The organism is Paraprevotella clara YIT 11840, from assembly GCF_000233955.1.
GTDB lineage: Bacteria > Bacteroidota > Bacteroidia > Bacteroidales > Bacteroidaceae > Paraprevotella > Paraprevotella clara.
In genome coordinates this window covers 1-17,694 of the sequence record NZ_JH376584.1, presented here as the reverse complement: position 1 = coordinate 17,694, position 17,694 = coordinate 1, and the positions used below count along the sequence as shown (strand labels likewise).

Below are 17,694 nucleotides of genomic sequence, written 5' to 3'. Positions count from 1 at the left end.
TTAACCTATTTCTACTTTAGCTTGTTCCTGGTTTATCGTTTTTTTCATACTTTTGCAAAGACTAAAAGACTTCTGCATGCGCAAGACTGTCATCTACAACGCTGAGAAAACCATCCGTTTCCGTTGCTGGAACCGGAAAGGGTATGCCATATTCAGAAGTCTGCACCGCCACGTTACGATTGGGCGTGTATGCAAAAGCATTGCCGATTCCGCATTGAAAAAGGACAAAAACACGTTGAACCTTGAAAACAGACGCGGAGGTGTTGATTTTCGGATGCAAACGGAAGAAGAGGCATGGCCACCGGAAGGCAGTCCGGAACTATCGTCCGTCCTTTTTTTCCTTTCGGCATTCGGGTCTTCTGCGGCTATAAAACTTACGAATATCCCGGAAGCCCCTGCCACGTATTCTCATTTATTTGTCACCCATAAAAGCGGAGTGACGAAGGAACCTCATCCACATCCATACGGATGCCCATCGGTTTTCTTCGTCACTCCGCTCTTTTTATACAGAACGTTATGATAGAAAAACTGGAAAGAAAAGTGCATGAAGGCCAACCCTTCACACCGGAAGAAGTGCTCCAACTTACGGAAAATGCTCCTCTCGACGCCCTCTGCGAGGCATCCCACCGCATTACGTTGAGACATGCTTCGCGTAAATTCGATTTATGTTCCATTATCAATGCCAAATCGGGACGTTGTTCAGAGAACTGTAAATGGTGCGCACAATCGGCACACCACCCCACCGGAATAGAAACATACGGAATCGTTTCGAAAGAGGAATGCCTACGTCATGCCCGAATAAACGAAAACGCGGGAATACGGCGTTTTTCTTTAGTGGCAAGTGGAAAAAAGCCCACAGACCGTGAAGTGGACACGTGGTGCGAACATCTTGCATACCTAAGCAGGCACACCCACATCAGCCTGTGCGTTTCGCTGGGGCTTGCCTCGGAAGGACAGTTGGACAAACTACACCGGGCAGGGGCAGTCCGTTACCATTGTAATCTGGAAACAGCCCCTTCATTCTTCGCCCGGCTCTGTTCCACCCATACACAAGCGGAGAAAATAGAAACTTTGCGCGCCGCACGCCGGGTAGGAATGGAGGTTTGCTGCGGAGGTATCATCGGCATGGGAGAAAACATGTGGCAACGTGCGGAACTGGCCTTCACGCTTAAATCGCTGGACATATCCTCCATCCCGCTGAACCTGCTGCATCCCATCAAAGGGACACCTCTCGAAACCATGCCGCCTTTGAGCGAAGAAGAAATCCTACGCACCATCGCCTTGTTCCGTTTTGTGAATCCGTCCGCATATCTCAGATTTGCAGGAGGACGCTCCAAACTGAGCGATGAGATGATACGCCGGGCCATGTACACGGGCATCAATTCGGCCATCGCAGGCGACTTGCTTACGACGATAGGTTCAAATGTGAAAGAAGATGTAAAACGAATCAAAGAAACGGGATATGAATTATGAACTGATTACCGACAGCTTCGACCGGGAGCACCTGTGGCATCCCTATACCTCTACGATTGACCCGCTTCCTACCTATAAGGTGAGACGGGCGGAGGGTTGCATCATTACGTTGGAAGACGGCACGGAACTCGTGGAAGGCATGTCGTCCTGGTGGTGTGCCGTGCATGGTTACAACCACCCCGTACTGAACCGTGCCGTGGAAAACCAGTTGCGGAACATGTCTCATGTCATGTTCGGCGGGCTGACACACGAACCGGCCATCGAACTGGGCAAACTGCTATTAGACATAGCCCCTCCTTCCATGCAAAAGATTTTCTATGCCGACAGCGGTTCGGTGGCCGTGGAAATCGCATTGAAAATGGCCGTACAATACCAATATGCGGCCGGAAAGCCGGAAAAGAACAATTTCGTGACCATCCGTTCCGGTTACCACGGCGACACGTGGAACGCGATGTCGGTATGCGACCCCGTTACGGGCATGCACAGCCTGTTCGGTTCCGCACTCCCCATACGGCACTTCGTCCCGGCTCCCCAATGCCGGTTCGACGGGGAATGGGACGAAAAGGACATCCTTCCACTACGCGAGACCATAGAGCGGCACCACAGCGAACTGGCCGGACTGATATTGGAACCGATAGTGCAAGGTGCGGGAGGAATGCGTTTCTACCATCCCCGTTATTTATGCGAGGCGGCCAAGCTGTGCAAGGCATACGGCCTGCTGCTCATTTTTGACGAAATAGCCACCGGCTTCGGACGGACGGGAAAACTGTTTGCCTGGGAACATGCCGGAGTGGAGCCTGACATCATGTGCATCGGGAAAGCCCTGACGGGCGGCTACATGACTTTTTCCGCTGTACTGACGACCGACCGGGTAGCCGCCTGCATTTCGTCCCACGCCCCGCACACCTTCATGCACGGGCCTACATTTATGGGCAACCCGTTGGCCTGCGCCGTGTCTTGCGCCTCTGTCAGGCTGCTCCTGTCTTACGGATGGAAAGAAAAAGTGCTACGCATCGAAGCCCAGCTCCGCAGGGAACTGGCTCCGGCCCGCGGCCTGCCCCTAGTAGCCGACGTACGGGTGCTGGGTGCCATCGGAGTGATAGAAATGAAACATCCCGTGGACATGGCATGGATGCAACGCCGGTTCGTGGAAGAAGGTATATGGGTACGTCCATTCGGACGGTTGGTGTACGTGATGCCTCCGTTTGTCATCCGAACGGAGGAACTGGCAAAACTGACAAGCGGACTCTTGAAAATCGTAGGAGAAATACCCGCCGGACAAAAACAGTCATTATAAACCGCAACAAACCACACACCGAATATGGAAACACCGGACAAAACATATACCGAAACGCTCGAAGCCTTGCAACGTTCAGGCAACTTGCGAAACCTGCCACAAGCCGGGCACCGGGACAAATGGATGATACGAAACGGTACCGACATGTTGAACTTGTCATCCAACGATTATCTGGGCCTGGCCTCCGATTTGTCGCTACGCGATGAATTCATGAAAGGCCTTTCCGAACGCGATTTCTTGCTCTCGGCTTCCTCCTCGCGTTTGCTGACGGGCAATTTTCCCGTCCACGGCGAACTGGAAAAGATGCTTGCCTGCTTGTTCGGACGGGACGGGGCACTGGTCTTCTCCAGCGGTTATCACCTGAATACAGGCATTTTGCCAGCCGTGGCAGACGCACACACCCTGATACTTGCCGACAAATTGGTACACGCCAGCCTGATAGACGGCATCCGCCTGTCGGCTGCAAAATGTATCCGCTACCGCCATCAGGACTACACGCAACTGCAAACCCTGTTGGAAAAGCACCATCATGATTTTTCCAGAATCATCATCGTGACGGAAAGCATTTTCAGCATGGACGGCGACATGGCTCCCCTCGCCCTTTTGGCCGAGCTGAAAAAAACATATCCTAACGTCATGCTTTACGTAGACGAAGCACATGCCGTCGGAGTACGCGGACAGAAGGGGTTGGGAATAGCCGAAGAACAAGGCTGCCTGAAGGACATAGACTTCCTGTGCGGCACGTTCGGCAAAGCACTGGCCTCAGTAGGGGCATACGTGGTATGCAGCCAAACGATAAGGGAGTATCTGGTCAACCGCATGCGTACATTGATCTTCACCACGGCCCTGCCTCCCTTCAATACCGCGTGGACAAAGTTCGTACTGTCCCGTCTGAGCACGTGGAGCGAGCGCCGCGACCGGCTCGCCAGACATTCGCTCCACGTACGGCAAGCGATACAAGATAGTGGCAAATCCTGCCCGTCTTCGAGCCACATCATTCCCGTGGTAATAGGAGAAAGCCGCGACACCATCCTGAAAGCGGAGGACATGCAGCGCAAAGGATTTTACGTCCTACCCGTTCGTCCGCCCACCGTACCGGAGGGGACTTCCCGTCTGCGAATCTCGCTCACTGCGGCCTTGACCGCCGAGGAGACAGACCGTCTCTGCACGGCATTGGCGACACTTTAAAGATAGAACAAAAATGAAACAAACATTCATAAAGAAAGAAGGACATCCCCGGCTCATGTTGTTTTTTGCCGGATGGGGAAGCGAAGAAAACCTGTTCCGACACCCCGTGGAAGAAGGTTATGACTACCTGCTTTGCTTCGACTACCGCACGTTGGATTTCGACTATACCCTAATCGAGGGTTACACCGAAATCAGACTGCTGGCATGGTCGATAGGCGTATGGGTAGCAAGCCGGGTCTTCACGGGGCATTCCTTCCCGTGGCAAATGAAATTGGCTGTCAACGGGACGCCTTTCCCGATAGACGACCGGCGCGGGATTCCCGAAATGATTTTTAAAGGCACATTGGAACACTTCTCGGAAGACACATTAACGCGTTTCCGCCGCAGGATGTGCGGCTCTTCCAGACAAACGGAAGAATTCCTATCCCACACCCCCACCCGTACAGCGGAAGAACTCCGCGAAGAACTGGCCGCACTGGCACTGGGAATAACCGCATACGGAAGTTCCTCTTTCATCTGGGACAGGGCCATCATTGGCAACCGGGACAAAATATTCCCGCCACGCAACCAACATGAGGCATGGCAAGGAACGGAAATCATGGAAACGGAAGCCGAACACTACGAGACATCGCTGTTCAGCCGTCTGCTCGAAGGAAAGGGGGAAGAATGGACAAGGCATTGATACGGCAACGTTTTGCGAAAGCGACCGACAGCTACGACCGACAAGCCGGAATGCAAAAACACGTGGCCCGGCACATGGCCGAGGCCATCAAAAGACACATCCCCGACAGCGACGGTTGGAACGTGCTTGAAATCGGATGCGGGACAGGGCTGTTCACCCGTGAATATCTCCGTGGAATCCGTCCTGGCCGCTTGCTCCTGAACGACATCTGCCCCGAAGTGGAACCTTACCTGTCCGGACTGCCTACTGCCTACCGCCTCCCCATACGTTTCCAAGCCTGCGACGCCGAAACCCTGCGTTTTCCTGCGGGACAACATCTAATCGTTTCGTGTTCGGCCGTCCAATGGTTCGAGCGTCCCGAACGGTTCCTTTCCGGTTGCCGGGAACTGCTGACAACCGGGGGATACTTGGCCTTCAGTACTTTCGGCCCGCAGAACGTAAGGGAAGTAGCCTCGCTCACTTCCGAAACGTTGCCCTACCGCTCATTAGAGGAACTGCGCCGGACGCTTTCGGGCGTATACCAAATCGTGTACAGCCGGGAAGAAATCCTACATTTCACATTCCCCTCACCCTTGGATGTGCTGAAACATTTGCAGGCCACCGGCGTGACAGGCCTACGAAGCCGGAAATGGACCAAAGGCCAACTGGAAGATTTCTGCCAACGCTACCACAGGCAATATGCCGCACAAGACGGGACTGTCCCCCTGACTTACCACCCCATTTATATGATTTGCAAAAAACAAGGAAAATGAAAGAAAATGTATTTTTTGTGAGTGGCATCGACACCGACACAGGCAAAAGTTATGCCACCGGCTATCTGGCCAAATTATGGAACGGACAAGGCATCCGTACGATTACCCAGAAACTGATCCAGACAGGGAACGACGGACTTTCGGAAGACATCGAACTACACCGCCGCATCATGGGCACGGGACTGCTGCCCGAGGATACCGACGGACTGACCATGCCCGAAATTTTCAGCTATCCCTGCTCTCCGCACCTGGCTGCCAAGATAGACAAACGTCCGGTGGATTTCGACAAAATAGAACGTGCCACACGGCGGCTCAGCGAAACCTACGATGCGGTCTTGCTGGAAGGAGCGGGCGGCTTGATGGTACCCCTCACCCGTGATTTGCTGACCATTGACTACATCGCCCGTCGCCATTATCCGCTTATTTTCGTCACCTCCGGCAAATTGGGAAGCATCAACCATACCTTATTGAGTCTGGAAGCCATCGCACGCCGGAATATCCGGCTGCACACAGTCGTGTACAACCTATACCCCGAAGAGAAAGACGACATCATCCGGCGCGATACGAAAAGCTACATCCGCCATTTACTGGAGAAGGAATATCCGGAAACCCGGTTCGTGACCCTCCCGCTCATATAGCCGGAAGTCCCGAAAGGATGCCGAACAACAAAGGGGCTAAACCCCTATTTCGCCGCTCCCGATGCAAATCTCCGCCGCCGCATCGTACACCACCCCGAACTGTCCGGGAGCTATCCCCTGTATCCTTTCGGGACTTTCCAACCGGTAGCCATGCCCTGCGCGATGCAGGCGGCCTTTCATAAAATGGGGCTGGTGGCGCGTCTTGAAGGTGACATCCACTTCCGGCGCGTCGCCCCACGGGTTTTCCGTAATGAAATGGAAGTCCTTCAAATTAAAACTATGTCCATACTGCAAAAGCGTGTCATAACCATGGGACACGTAAAGAATGTTTTGCTCCACATCCTTCTTTACCACAAACCAAGGTCCGCCCCCCAGTCCCAACCCCTTGCGCTGGCCAATGGTATGGAACCAATACCCTTTGTGCGTGCCGATGCGGCGTCCGGTCTCGATTTCTATCACCGCTCCTTCCCGTTCGCCCAAGAAACGGCGTACGAAATCATTATAATCTATCTGTCCCAAGAAACAGATGCCCTGACTGTCCCTGCGTTTGGCCGATGGCAGACGCTGCGTATCCGCAATGCGTCTCACCTCTTCTTTCATCAGGTCGCCCACAGGAAACATCAGCTTTGCCACCTGCAAGCTGTCAATCTGCGCCAGAAAGTCCGTCTGGTCTTTCACGGGGTCGCGTGCCGTACCCAACCATATTTTACCGTCCCGCTCGCGTACCGTGGCATAATGTCCCGTGGCGATTTTGTCGTACCGGTGTCCCACCTCCTGTTCAAAGCATCCGAATTTGATAAGCTTGTTGCACATCACGTCCGGATTCGGGGTCAGTCCCCGCCGGGCACGCTCCATGGCGTAGCCCACCACAAGTTCCCAATATTGCTTTTGCAGGTCCACCACCTCAAGGTGCAGGCCGTAACGGCGTGCCGTAGCCGTAGAAAGCTCTATGTCCTCCTCGGCCGTACAGCTCAGCCCTTCGCCCTCCATTCCTATCTTGATATAAAACAAATCCGGCTTATATCCCATTTCGCAAATCCGGTGAACGACCACTGCGCTGTCCACTCCGCCTGAAATCAATACTGCTATCCTCATATCCGCAACCTTTGGTCTTTATCGCGGCAAAGATAGCGTTTTTCCGTCAAAATGCCATATCCTGACAATTTGACATTCCGCTCCTTTCTCCTTCATCCATACACACCCAGGGTGGGATTTGTCTGCAAAAAAACGATTCTCACGCATCGGGATTTTATCATTCTGGCATCCGAACGGGGCAAAACGAGAAATAAAGACAGAGACTATCCGCTGACTTCCGCCATGACGAGTGTGTCCGTTTCGGCTTTAGCGGGAATACACTGACATTTTGCATCCGATTCTCGTTCGGAAAAAAGGGTCAGATAATTCGTGAAAGACGAAAAAAGGGAAAAAACCGGCCTGCGAACGTCTTGCTTTTTCACGCCTGAAGCCCGTTTTTTCCACCACCGACTGACATTTCCAAACTTTTCTCAGCCGAATGATTTTCCAATCTCAGTCGAACGATTTTTCATTCGGCTGAGATTGAAACTCATTTTTTAAGAAAAGCCCCTTCGGAATGCTCCATATAAGCATTCCGGAGGGGATGTTTTTTACATTTTCTTTCTGGATTCTTTTTTCAGGCAGGCCGAAAACCGGGTCGGAAATGACATTTTGCACGCTTTACTCCCGCTTTTTAGGATTTCGTGTCAACTTCCACCCCAAAGTAAGCATATAGTAGCCTTTCACGATATTATAATAAGTCTCTGTCTTCCCCTGCACGTTCACGTCCATATAAACGGAACGCATCTGGCGCAACAAATCCACGCCTTCCACCTTCACCATCAGGCGGTCTTTCAGGAAAGAACGCGAAAGGGAGGCGTTCCATATCAGATAGTCCGTATTCATGGCGGCTTCGTCATAGCCCCTGCGGCTGTACATGTTCAAACGGGTGGACAGGTGGATTTTCCACGGCATCGTGTATTCTCCCAAAAGGCCGTAGCGGAAATCGAAAGCATCCACGGTGTTGAAGTCCGCCCGGCTGCCGTCGGCATGGCGGTAAGTGGCATCGCATCCCACATTCAGGGTCAGGCTTCCGCGCTGGTAACCGGTGGAAAGGCAGGCCTTCGTCTCGTGGTTATGCACCTTACTCAACACGCTCTCCGTCATCCCCTCCACGGACGAGAGGTCTACGCTACGGTGAAAGTCATAGTTCAAATTCGCTCCCACATTCCAATATTCGGCCATACCTTCTTTCTGAAATGCCAGACTTCCATTGACGCCCCGGTTGCCGTCCACGTTCTGCGGACGGTAGGTGTACACTCCGGTTTCGGAATTGTAGCTGAACCCCTGTGCCACGTCATTCACCCCAAGCCAGGCATTCACGTTCACTTGTGTAAACCACTTTTTCTCCGGGCTGCGGTGCAAGAATCCCGTGCGGAAGTTATACCGCCAACTGTTTTGCAGGTACGGATTCCCCACACGTACGTGCAAGGGGTCGGAAGCATCGCGGACAGACAAACGGTTCACAAGGTCGGGCGTGCCCAAAGCCATGTCGGCATTGACCATGAACGTCCTGAAATATCTTGTACCTCCAAACCAATAGACCAAATAAGTGAAATCGGGCTGAACACGGAACACGCGACGTTGCAGGCCGACATCTATCTCCTCCCGGCGGTAGCGCATGTCTTCCTTCGACTGTGTGAAAGGCAGATGGAAATTGAACCAGACGTATTTGTCCTCCGTCCGCCGGGAATAGAAAGTACGCAGCCCTAAAGTATGCACCCGAGAAAGGTCATGCCGGTAGTAACTGTTCGGCACGTCCAACGCTGCGGACAATTCGCGTGCGGAAGGCAATTCGCCCAAATGCCGAGCCGCTCCCACCTCCCAACCGGCCAGACTGTCCAGACGATAGCGTGGCGAGGAGTCGGAACGATAGTCCTGCTTATATATATAATAAGTAAGGAAATGCCAGTCGTTCGGAAAGTTGAAGGTGTATTCCGCCGAGGGTTGGTAATAATAATTACGCCGACGTCCGCGGTCGTAACGGTTGCGACGGTCGGCTTCGGACCTGGACGAAGCATAATCCAGCAGGTAATGCTCGAAACGGTCGTTCTCCGTCCGGCTGAGAGAGCCGGTGAATCGCAACTGGAGATTGTCACCCCACGGCAACTTGGCGTCCCACATCATGTCATGCCCCACATTGTACTTCCATTCCTCGAAAAGCGACCGGGTGGAAGAGCGGTTCAGCCAGCGCATCCGTGCGCTTCCGGACGAAGGAAGGAGAAAAGCGGAATCGAGCACCTCGTCGATGCCTCCCACGGCCGAAGGGTCGGCGTCGAAAGCCGCATCACGGGCATAACCGTGCGTGTCCGTACGGTCGTAACCTACGTAGGAATGCACGGTGAGCAAATGGTCCTTTGTTTTCCACGTCAACCAGTTATTGGCATTCCCCCCCATATAATCCACGTCTTGAAGGGAGAAAGAACGGGTGTAACGGTTACCTTGCGGCAAGTAAGCCTCCGTAGCCGATTTCCGGTTTACATCCCTGTCGCTCCATTCGGCATTGGCCGTGAGGCTGTTCTCAATGCCTTTCGCCTTATTCTGCCAGAAAAACTCCCCACCGGCCTGCCGGGTGACAAACTCACCGTTGGTCAGGCTTTCCTCCGGCCATTCGCCGTTTTCGCCCGGCCGGTCGTTATAAACGTTGGTGTTGTTCATCCCGCCGAAAAGGGTGACACGCGAGCGGTCGGAATAACGCAGACCGAAAGCCCGTCCAGCATAGCGGCTGTCCGTACCGCCTCCCGCCGCGACATTGGCCATATAGCCGGTGTTGTATTCGCGTTTGAGGCTCACATCCATCACGTAGGCTTTTTTCTCCGTGTCGTAACCGAGGAACTCGCTACGGTCGGTCGTCTTGTCATACACTTTCACTTGCTGCACCGTGAAGGCAGGCAGGTTGTCGAGCATCTTACGGTTGTCGCCCTTGAAAAAGTCCGTACCGTTCAGCGTCAGGTAATCCACCTTACGGCCATTGACGTAAATCTCGCCGTTCGGCTTCAATTCCGCTCCGGGCAACTGGCGAACCAGTTCATTGAGCATCGCCCCTTCGGACAAGTTGAAGGCATCTGCATTGTAGACCACCGTATCGCCCCGGTAAGCCACCCGGATTTTGGTAGCCTTTACCACCACTTCTCCCAAACTGCGGTCTGCAAACGACGCATACGGACGACGGCGCATCTCATGATGCCGGGCATCGACGTAGGGATTGCGTGCCACGTAACGCACCGCGCAATCCACGTATTCCGGATAGTAATCGGGATGCTCGGCTTTGATGATGTAACGCGCCCGCCGGGCGGGTACATCGAACTTGTAATAGGTGTCCTCCTGCGGTGTACCGGGATTGAAACATTGCACGTGCATGGTGTCCACCACTGTGCTGTCTTCGCGCATCAATGTGACGAACGTGCCGTGAAGGGCGGTATAGGTGAAACCGTCCTTCACATGCCCCCAAAGGGGTATGGTGCGCACCTGGGTCGTATCTTCACGCGCCCCGGTTTCTTGGGCCCGGGCCGCCATTCCGGACGACACGCCATACAATAGCCCCAATGTCCCTATAAACTTTAACAGTCCTTTCATTCGGCTTCCTTGTTTTTCCATTTATCAAAATAAGGCTTTCCGCAAGCCTCTCGTCTTGCTTCCTCTAAAGTAACGATTTAAATGATGAACAAAGATAATTCTTTTAACTTTCTCTTTTTACCCCCCCCATTTTTTAAAATCTATTAACTCTTCTTTTCCTAAAATCATTCCCCTCTTACATGATAGGGAAATACCTACCGCAAAATAGGAAAAATCCTTTTCACGTCTCATGGAAAAGCCGGATATTTGCAACGTAGAAAAGATGAAGTACGAACCGTTAAACAACAAAGACATGAAAAAGTTATTAGGACTGATTACCGCTCTATACTTCGGACTGGCCAGCCTTAATGCCATGTCTTACGAAGAAGCCCGCGACCGGGCCAGGTTCCTGACGGACAAGATGGCGTATGAACTGAACCTTAACGACCAACAATACAATGACGCCTACGAAATCAACCTGGACTACCTGATGAATATCCGGACGGCAAGCGACGCTTCGAGCGTGTATCTGGAATACAGAAACGCTGATTTGCGCTTTATCCTCTACGACTGGCAGTATGCTTTGTTTCAGGCTGCCACTTACTTTTTCCGTCCCGTGATATGGAGGACTTCCGGCTGGTTCTTACCGGTGTATACCATTTACAGCCCGAGCCGCTTCTATTACAGTCCACCAAGGGTATATCAGGTGTACAGGGGCGGACACTACCATTACCGGCACGAACATCGGCAGAGCTTCTATGCTCACCGACGCCCGGTATGGAACGGAGGATTGAGAGGGGAAAGCAGAGGCCCGTTACCGGGCCGGCCGGCCCTACCTCCTCATCGTCCCGGGTCGCACAACGGCAACGGCAGCCCCGGTTTTCATTTCGAATCACCCGGCAGACCGTCACGACCAGGCCAACGTCCGAACGACCACCGCGGCAATGGTTTCCGTTTTGAACCCGTCCAAAAACCGGGAAATCAAGGAACGAAACCGGACAACGACAACAAACGGCCATCTGTTGCACGGCCGCAGTCGAACAACAGCAACCGGGAATATCCAGTGACGAATCCGCAACCGAGAAGTCACTACAACAGACGGAGTTCCACACGGACAACGGTAAACCGTTCATCGGTACGTCCGGAATCCTCAACGGCAAAGCCGCAAAGATCTCCGAGAGTGCAAAGCACACAACGGGTACAAAGAAATTCTACGCGTCCGTCTTTCTCTAAACCGACACCCTCGGTCAAAAGAAGTCCGGCTGCCCCACGCAGCAAACGTGAATCTAAGAGATAGCGACCCGCGTATCGCCAAAAAGAAATATAAACCAAAGAAAACTATGAATTGAATCTAAATAAGGAAACCTCAACTATGAAAAGTCAGTGTTTTCACTGATTAAAAGAACGGTCTCTCCGTGAGGGAGAGGCCGTTTCTGCTTTTATACAACCTGCAGGTCAACGCCTTTTTCCGGAAAGTCTGATAAGAATAATTTGCAATATTTTGGGGATTTTACAGTAACTCTCCTGTGATTAATCGCTATCTTTGGATAAGATAGAATGCGGCTCAGAGCAGCCCGATAAGTTTAACGATTAATTAATAATGAATGATGAAAAGAGTCCGTCTCATGGCAGCCCTAACGGCTGCAACCGTTTTCATAACCACCGGTTGCCAAAATGATACCGAAAGCAAAATAGTAGGAAAATACGAACATCCGGCCCTGCCCGGACAAACCTTTGAATTTCATGCCGACCATACATTTATGAATACGACCGGAGCCGGCACCATGGATTGCATCATCAAACATCCCGGAACTTGGAAAGTAGATGGCGACAGCCTGTTCATCGCCAACGATATCCAAAACACGACTTATGAATTCGGCGACAGCGTAACGGAGGAAAACAAAACCTTAGTAAAAGGATTGTTCGAACGCATGGCCAAAAACCAACCTGAGAAATCGGCTTTCAAGATTATAGAAGTGGACGAAAGAATGCTGAACTTAGAAAAGAACGGGCAAATCACGACTTATGTCCGTACGGATAGCCTGAACCGGTAAATGTTTACCGGAACAAGGACAGGAATGCATTATATCTTCTTCAACTTCCAACTGCCTCCACGCATGTAGGCATAACAAAGCAACAGGATGCAAAAACCGTAGACGTGCTCGGACGTCCAACACCAAGCCACATCGAAACGCAGATGTTGGATGATAACGTATATATATAAGGTGTAAAACGACAATGTCACCAACTCCAGGATAAAAGCCTTGCGGGTGTTACCCGTACCGGAAACAGCCTGGAAATAAATATTCCCCGGAGCAATCAACAAAGGAGTCGTACAATAAACCCATAACGAAGGAATAGCGGCAGCTATCAGATCCGGTATATTGGTGTAAACACCCAATATCACTCTCGGAAAAAGAGCAAAACATCCTACCATCGGCAACACAATCATAAAAGTCAGACGGACATGCTGACGAATGGTGGACATCACCATGTCTTCCCGCCCCGCACCTATCAGATTGCTGACCAGGGCACTGCACGTGGAAGCAAAAGCGGCCACAACCATAAAGGGTATTCCGGAGATATTGCGTACGACATTGGTTACGGCCAAAGCACGCTCTCCGAGGTGTTCCACGAAAAGAAAGAACAAGAACCAGGTGGAAAGAGAGATAAAATTCTGTATCATCGTCCAAAAAGACACGTCGAGCATCCTGCGAAGTTTACGCCAACTGTAACGCACAGGATGGACCAAACCGTATTTGACTAAATCCACACGACGATAGGTATAAAGAATGAAAAATACGACTGAAACCAACTCTGCCAACGACGAACCGATGGCGGCCCCGGCAATCCCCAATGCCGGAAAGCCGAACTTTCCGAACACCAATATATAATTGAACACCACATTGGACAAAACCATTATCACAGAGTTCAGCGTCAGCGTCTTAGTCTGAGTCGTACCGACAAAAAACGCCCGGAACATTACAGCTATGAAGGAAAAGAAAAAGCCGAAAATACGCCAGTCTATATAACTGAGAGCTGCTTCACAGATATGAGGTGACGACACAATAACCGGCAACAAAAGCGGAGAAATGATCTTGGTGAGCACAAAAGCGAACAAGGCCAACCCCAACATGAAATAAATACCCTGATAAAAGATTTCGCCGATTTCGCCGTAATGCTTCTCCCCATTACGACGGGCAATCAGAATCTGGGCTCCGATACCGAAACCAAAACCCATCATGAAAACAGCCAGATAGTAGATGCCGGCAATGGCAGCAGCTCCCAGTTCCACCTCTCCCACCCGGCCGAGAAAAGCGGTATCCGTCATCCCGATCATCTGTTCCATCAACAGACTGATCAGAATAGGATAAGCAATACGCATGATATCTTTCCCGGAATAGACTTTTTCTGTTAAAGCGTTCTTGGTTCCCATTTTTTATAAGCGTTCGATTTAGACGGGCAAAATTATAAAAAACACCGGATATGCCCAACGTCTACAGCATGTTTTAAATTGGTTTGGACATTTGAACTTATTTCACGGCAAGCCCGTTTTTTTAAGACTTGCCCATAAATCCATAACTAAAAAACATACAAATGGCATCAGTTAAAGTAAAATTCAGACCCTCGACCATCGAAGGAAAAACAGGAGCTCTTTATTTCCAAGTTATCCACCGCCGTATCGTGCGCTCACAAAAGACTAAGTATAAAATCTATCCCGACGAATGGAACGCACGTACCGCACGCATCACACTGTCTCCTTCCAGACCGGACAGACATTCCATCTTATCCCGCTACCGGCATGAAATAAAACAGGATTTATTCCGTCTGAGCGAATGTATTGCCAACCTGACGCGCAAAGGGCTGCCATACAGTACTGACGACCTTCTCCGATTCTATCGTAAGCGAAGTGAAAATGACACTCTGACCGGCTTTATGACCTCACTCATCTGTCATCTGAAAGAACAAGGAAGAATACGCACGGGAGAAACTTACCAATGTGCACTGAACAGCTTTATGCGTTTCAGAAACGGGGAAGAAATCATACTGGACGAGATGAACCAGGAAACAATAGAAGCTTATGAGGCATATTTGAAAAAAGAACGATTGAGTCTGAACACCATATCTTTTTATATGCGTATCTTAAGAGCCGTTTATAACCGGGCCGTTGAGAAAGAACTGACCACACAACGTTTTCCCTTTCGCCACGTATACACCGGAATAGAGAAAACCATAAAAAGAGCTATTCCTCAGCCTATCATCCGGCAGATAAAAGATAAGGAACTCCTGGCTGGAAGCTCGGTAGATTACGCCCGCGACATGTTCCTTTTCAGTTTCTACACGCGAGGCATGTCTTTTGTAGACATGGCATATCTGAAAAAAAAGGATTTGCACAACGGCATACTGACCTATCGCAGAAAAAAGACCGGACAGCAACTTTCTATCAAATGGGAACAATGTATGCAGGAAATTATAGAAAAATATCCTCCTAACCCAACAGAGTACCTGCTTCCGATCATTACATCAACCGACGAAGACGAACGCCTGCAATACCGGAACTCTCTCACGCTGGTAAACCGGAAACTCAAGATTCTGTCCGTCTTCGTACGCAGTCCTCATCCTTTGTCTATGTACGTTGCGAGGCATTCCTGGGCAAGTATCGCTAAAAGTAAAAACATACCCCTATCCATCATCAGTGAAGGAATGGGACATGATTCCGAAACCACCACACAGATTTATCTGGCTTCTTTGGACACGACTATCATAGACAGAGCCAATTATTTAATATTAAACGACTTGTAACAGGACTTCCTTCCATATAAGGTGGTGGTTACACTATAAAATCAGAATATGACAACGATGTACTTCATCCGTCTCTCCCGGTTTTCCCGGGAGAGATGAATCTAAAACTGTCCCATAAAATACACTACTATGGTTTTAAATCTCTCCCAACCCTTCGTGGAAATAAAAAAATCACTTAACTTTATCCCCTCTTAAAAGAAAAAATCATGAGTGACGGAAATTTCAATCGCAGTTTATTACCTCACACCCCTTATCACAGTGGTTTACAAGCAGGAAAAGCCATGGCTCGTATGCAAGCCATAGAGACCTTCAAATGTTATTTGGCAACACTGCATCCCGACTTTACAGAGGAAGAACGAAAAGAACAAACGGAAATCTTCAAAAAGATGCTATCGGCTAAATTGTAACCGAAAGAACTGTCCTATTCACCTTCCGCACAACACCAATCTCTTTATATATAATAGAGTTTATATAAAATAAAGAACTGGATTATTGAAAGAGTGCCCTAAAACTTTGTTCTATATATCGTTTAATAATAGTAACCTACATAGGGCTATGAAAGCAGGGAAAGAATAAAATCAAAAGTTCAAAGCACTTTTTTCTTTGAAAATTTGGATGAATGAAAATAATCCCGTACCTTTGCATCGCTTTTGAGGAAGAGAGCTTCCCAACCAAAGTATTGGAGAGATGGTAGAGTGGTCGATTACAACGGTCTTGAAAACCGTCGTGCTGAGAGGCACCGGGGGTTCGAATCCCTCTCTCTCCGCAGAACCCCGAAGACAAAAAGGGGTCAAAGTATGACAAATCCCGTAAAATCAAGGTTTTGCGGGATTTTTTATTTCTCCTCTCGGACATCCGAAAGACACGAAAAAGCCCCGTTCGGACAGAGTGCCGTTACTAAATCGTTACTGAAAACGGACGATTGATTTTAGTAACGATTTTCGATGCAAGTCGTTGATTTGTCGCTTATTGTCCTCGAAGTGTCTGCTCATAACCCAATTATTAACCGTTCCTTTGCGCAAAAGTAAAAGGAACACAAGAAGGAGGTATTATGAGCAAGAGTACATTCAGGATTCTTTTCTACATTCGGAAGAATCAAGTGAACAAGGACGGCAAGGCGGGTATTATGATCCGGCTGACCGTAAACGGAGAGATCGCGCAATTCAGTTCCAAACTGGACGTGGAACCCGATTTATGGGACGTAAACTCCCAGAAAATGCAGGGCAATTCCTTGAAAGCACGCCAGCTTAATTCCCTGCTTGACGATGTGCGGACGACATTGAAAAACCACTATCACGACATCGAGGTTCATGAGGCGTATGTAACGGCGGAAAAGGTACGCAACGCCTTTCTGGGTATCACGTCGCGGCAGCAGACCCTATTGGAACTGTTCCGCTCGCACAACGAAGACGTGAAGAAATTGGTAGGTATCAGCAAAAGTGCGGCGACTTACGCCAAATACGACCGTTGTATGCGGCGTCTGGAAGCATTCATGCAATCCAAGTACCGGATCAAGGACATCGCTCTGAAAGAAATTACCCACGTGTTCATCACGGATTTTGAAACCTATCTGCGCACGGAATGCGGCTGCAATGAAAATACGTCGGCCAAGTTCATGCAGACATTTCGCATGATCATCATCGCAGCGAAAAATAACGGCTGGATTTTTGCCGACCCGTTCGTCAATTACAAAATCCGTCTGAAACGAGTGGACAGAGGCTACCTGACGGAACAGGAGCTGCAAAAAATTCTGAAAAAGAAATTTACCTGCAAACGGCTGGAACAGGTGCGCGACGTGTTCATCTTCGCGTGTTTCACGGGATTGGCCTATATCGACGTACGCAATCTCACGAAAGACAACATTCGTACCTCGTTCGACGGAAATCCGTGGATCATGACCGCCCGCCAGAAAACGGACACGGCGGTAAATGTGCCGCTGCTGAAAGTGCCGCAGGCTATTCTGAAAAAATACGAGGGCAAGCTGCCGAACGGTCTTTTATTGCCTGTGTTAAGCAATCAGAAGCTCAATTCGTATCTGAAAGAAATCGGCGATCTGTGCGGTATCAGCAAGAATATCACGTTTCACCTTGCAAGGCATACGTTTGCTACGACTATGACGCTCGCCAAAGGCGTACCTATCGAAACCGTCAGTAAAATGTTGGGGCACACGAATATTCAGACCACTCAAATTTATGCCCGTGCGCCCAGAATGGTCGCTTAATAAATACTTCT

General features: G+C 50.2%; 15 protein-coding genes and 1 tRNA gene. 13 read left to right on the top strand and 3 right to left on the bottom strand.

The genetic code is table 11. The features are described 5' to 3' along the window. The first annotated feature begins 76 nt into the window (after positions 1 to 76). Genes HMPREF9441_RS02855 through bioD form a run of 7 tightly spaced genes read left to right on the top strand, consistent with a single transcriptional unit; the run spans position 77 to position 6,030 of the window. A complete protein-coding gene (locus HMPREF9441_RS02855; protein WP_008617780.1) occupies positions 77 to 520 on the top strand; it encodes a hypothetical protein in 444 nt (147 codons plus the stop codon). Beyond that, positions 517 to 1,473 carry a biotin synthase BioB gene (gene bioB, locus HMPREF9441_RS19010; protein WP_008617779.1) on the top strand — a complete coding sequence of 319 codons (957 nt, stop codon included), beginning with the start codon at positions 517 to 519 and terminating at the stop codon, positions 1,471 to 1,473. The genes HMPREF9441_RS02855 and bioB overlap by 4 nt, the downstream gene beginning before the upstream one ends. Then, positions 1,463 to 2,770, top strand: a complete 1,308-nt coding sequence (gene bioA / locus HMPREF9441_RS19005; RefSeq protein ID WP_008617778.1) for an adenosylmethionine--8-amino-7-oxononanoate transaminase — start codon at positions 1,463 to 1,465, stop codon at positions 2,768 to 2,770. The genes bioB and bioA overlap by 11 nt, the downstream gene beginning before the upstream one ends. A gap of 24 nt (positions 2,771 to 2,794) precedes the next feature. After that, on the top strand, positions 2,795 to 3,958 hold the full coding sequence (locus HMPREF9441_RS02840; protein WP_008617777.1) for an 8-amino-7-oxononanoate synthase: 1,164 nt from the start codon (positions 2,795 to 2,797) through the stop codon (positions 3,956 to 3,958). A 13-nt stretch (positions 3,959 to 3,971) separates the two neighbouring features. Further along, a complete protein-coding gene (locus HMPREF9441_RS02835; protein ID WP_008617776.1) occupies positions 3,972 to 4,640 on the top strand; it encodes a DUF452 family protein in 669 nt (222 codons plus the stop codon). After that, positions 4,625 to 5,392, top strand: a complete 768-nt coding sequence (bioC, locus tag HMPREF9441_RS02830) for a malonyl-ACP O-methyltransferase BioC (RefSeq protein WP_008617775.1) — start codon at positions 4,625 to 4,627, stop codon at positions 5,390 to 5,392. The genes HMPREF9441_RS02835 and bioC overlap by 16 nt, the downstream gene beginning before the upstream one ends. Then, a complete protein-coding gene (bioD, locus tag HMPREF9441_RS02825) occupies positions 5,389 to 6,030 on the top strand; it encodes a dethiobiotin synthase (RefSeq protein ID WP_008617760.1) in 642 nt (213 codons plus the stop codon). Before bioC ends, bioD begins: the two co-directional genes overlap by 4 nt. A gap of 36 nt (positions 6,031 to 6,066) precedes the next feature. On the opposite strand, the gene mnmA is transcribed toward bioD, so the two are convergent. Both mnmA and HMPREF9441_RS02815 read right to left on the bottom strand, forming a co-directional pair. Next, entirely contained in the window at positions 6,067 to 7,125 is a 1,059-nt protein-coding gene (gene mnmA / locus HMPREF9441_RS02820) for a tRNA 2-thiouridine(34) synthase MnmA (protein ID WP_008617758.1), read from the bottom strand. Between the two features lie 600 nt (positions 7,126 to 7,725). After that, positions 7,726 to 10,680, bottom strand: coding sequence for an outer membrane beta-barrel protein (locus HMPREF9441_RS02815; protein WP_244949587.1), 2,955 nt, complete (start codon positions 10,678 to 10,680; stop codon positions 7,726 to 7,728). Between the two features lie 292 nt (positions 10,681 to 10,972). Here HMPREF9441_RS02815 and HMPREF9441_RS02810 point away from each other — a divergent pair, with 292 nt between their 5' ends. Beyond that, entirely contained in the window at positions 10,973 to 11,956 is a 984-nt protein-coding gene (locus HMPREF9441_RS02810) for a hypothetical protein (RefSeq protein WP_230315427.1), read from the top strand. Between the two features lie 307 nt (positions 11,957 to 12,263). Continuing rightward, positions 12,264 to 12,713, top strand: a complete 450-nt coding sequence (locus HMPREF9441_RS02805; protein ID WP_008617750.1) for a hypothetical protein — start codon at positions 12,264 to 12,266, stop codon at positions 12,711 to 12,713. Between the two features lie 29 nt (positions 12,714 to 12,742). Here HMPREF9441_RS02805 and HMPREF9441_RS02800 read toward each other — a convergent pair whose 3' ends face one another. Beyond that, complete coding sequence (locus HMPREF9441_RS02800; RefSeq protein WP_008617749.1) at positions 12,743 to 14,095, bottom strand: MATE family efflux transporter; 1,353 nt, start codon at positions 14,093 to 14,095, stop codon at positions 12,743 to 12,745. 161 nt (positions 14,096 to 14,256) lie between these two features. Here HMPREF9441_RS02800 and HMPREF9441_RS02795 point away from each other — a divergent pair, with 161 nt between their 5' ends. The 4 genes from HMPREF9441_RS02795 (at position 14,257) to HMPREF9441_RS02780 (ending at position 17,683) form a co-directional block, all read left to right on the top strand. Continuing rightward, positions 14,257 to 15,462, top strand: a complete 1,206-nt coding sequence (locus HMPREF9441_RS02795) for a tyrosine-type recombinase/integrase (protein WP_008617748.1) — start codon at positions 14,257 to 14,259, stop codon at positions 15,460 to 15,462. 206 nt (positions 15,463 to 15,668) lie between these two features. Continuing rightward, the gene (locus HMPREF9441_RS02790) at positions 15,669 to 15,869 is read left to right on the top strand and encodes a hypothetical protein (RefSeq protein WP_008617747.1); all 201 of its coding nucleotides are present in this window, start codon (positions 15,669 to 15,671) and stop codon (positions 15,867 to 15,869) included. A 274-nt stretch (positions 15,870 to 16,143) separates the two neighbouring features. Beyond that, a tRNA-Ser gene (locus tag HMPREF9441_RS02785) sits at positions 16,144 to 16,228 on the top strand. A gap of 285 nt (positions 16,229 to 16,513) precedes the next feature. Then, a complete protein-coding gene (locus HMPREF9441_RS02780) occupies positions 16,514 to 17,683 on the top strand; it encodes a site-specific integrase (RefSeq protein WP_008617745.1) in 1,170 nt (389 codons plus the stop codon). Positions 17,684 to 17,694 lie beyond the last annotated feature (11 nt).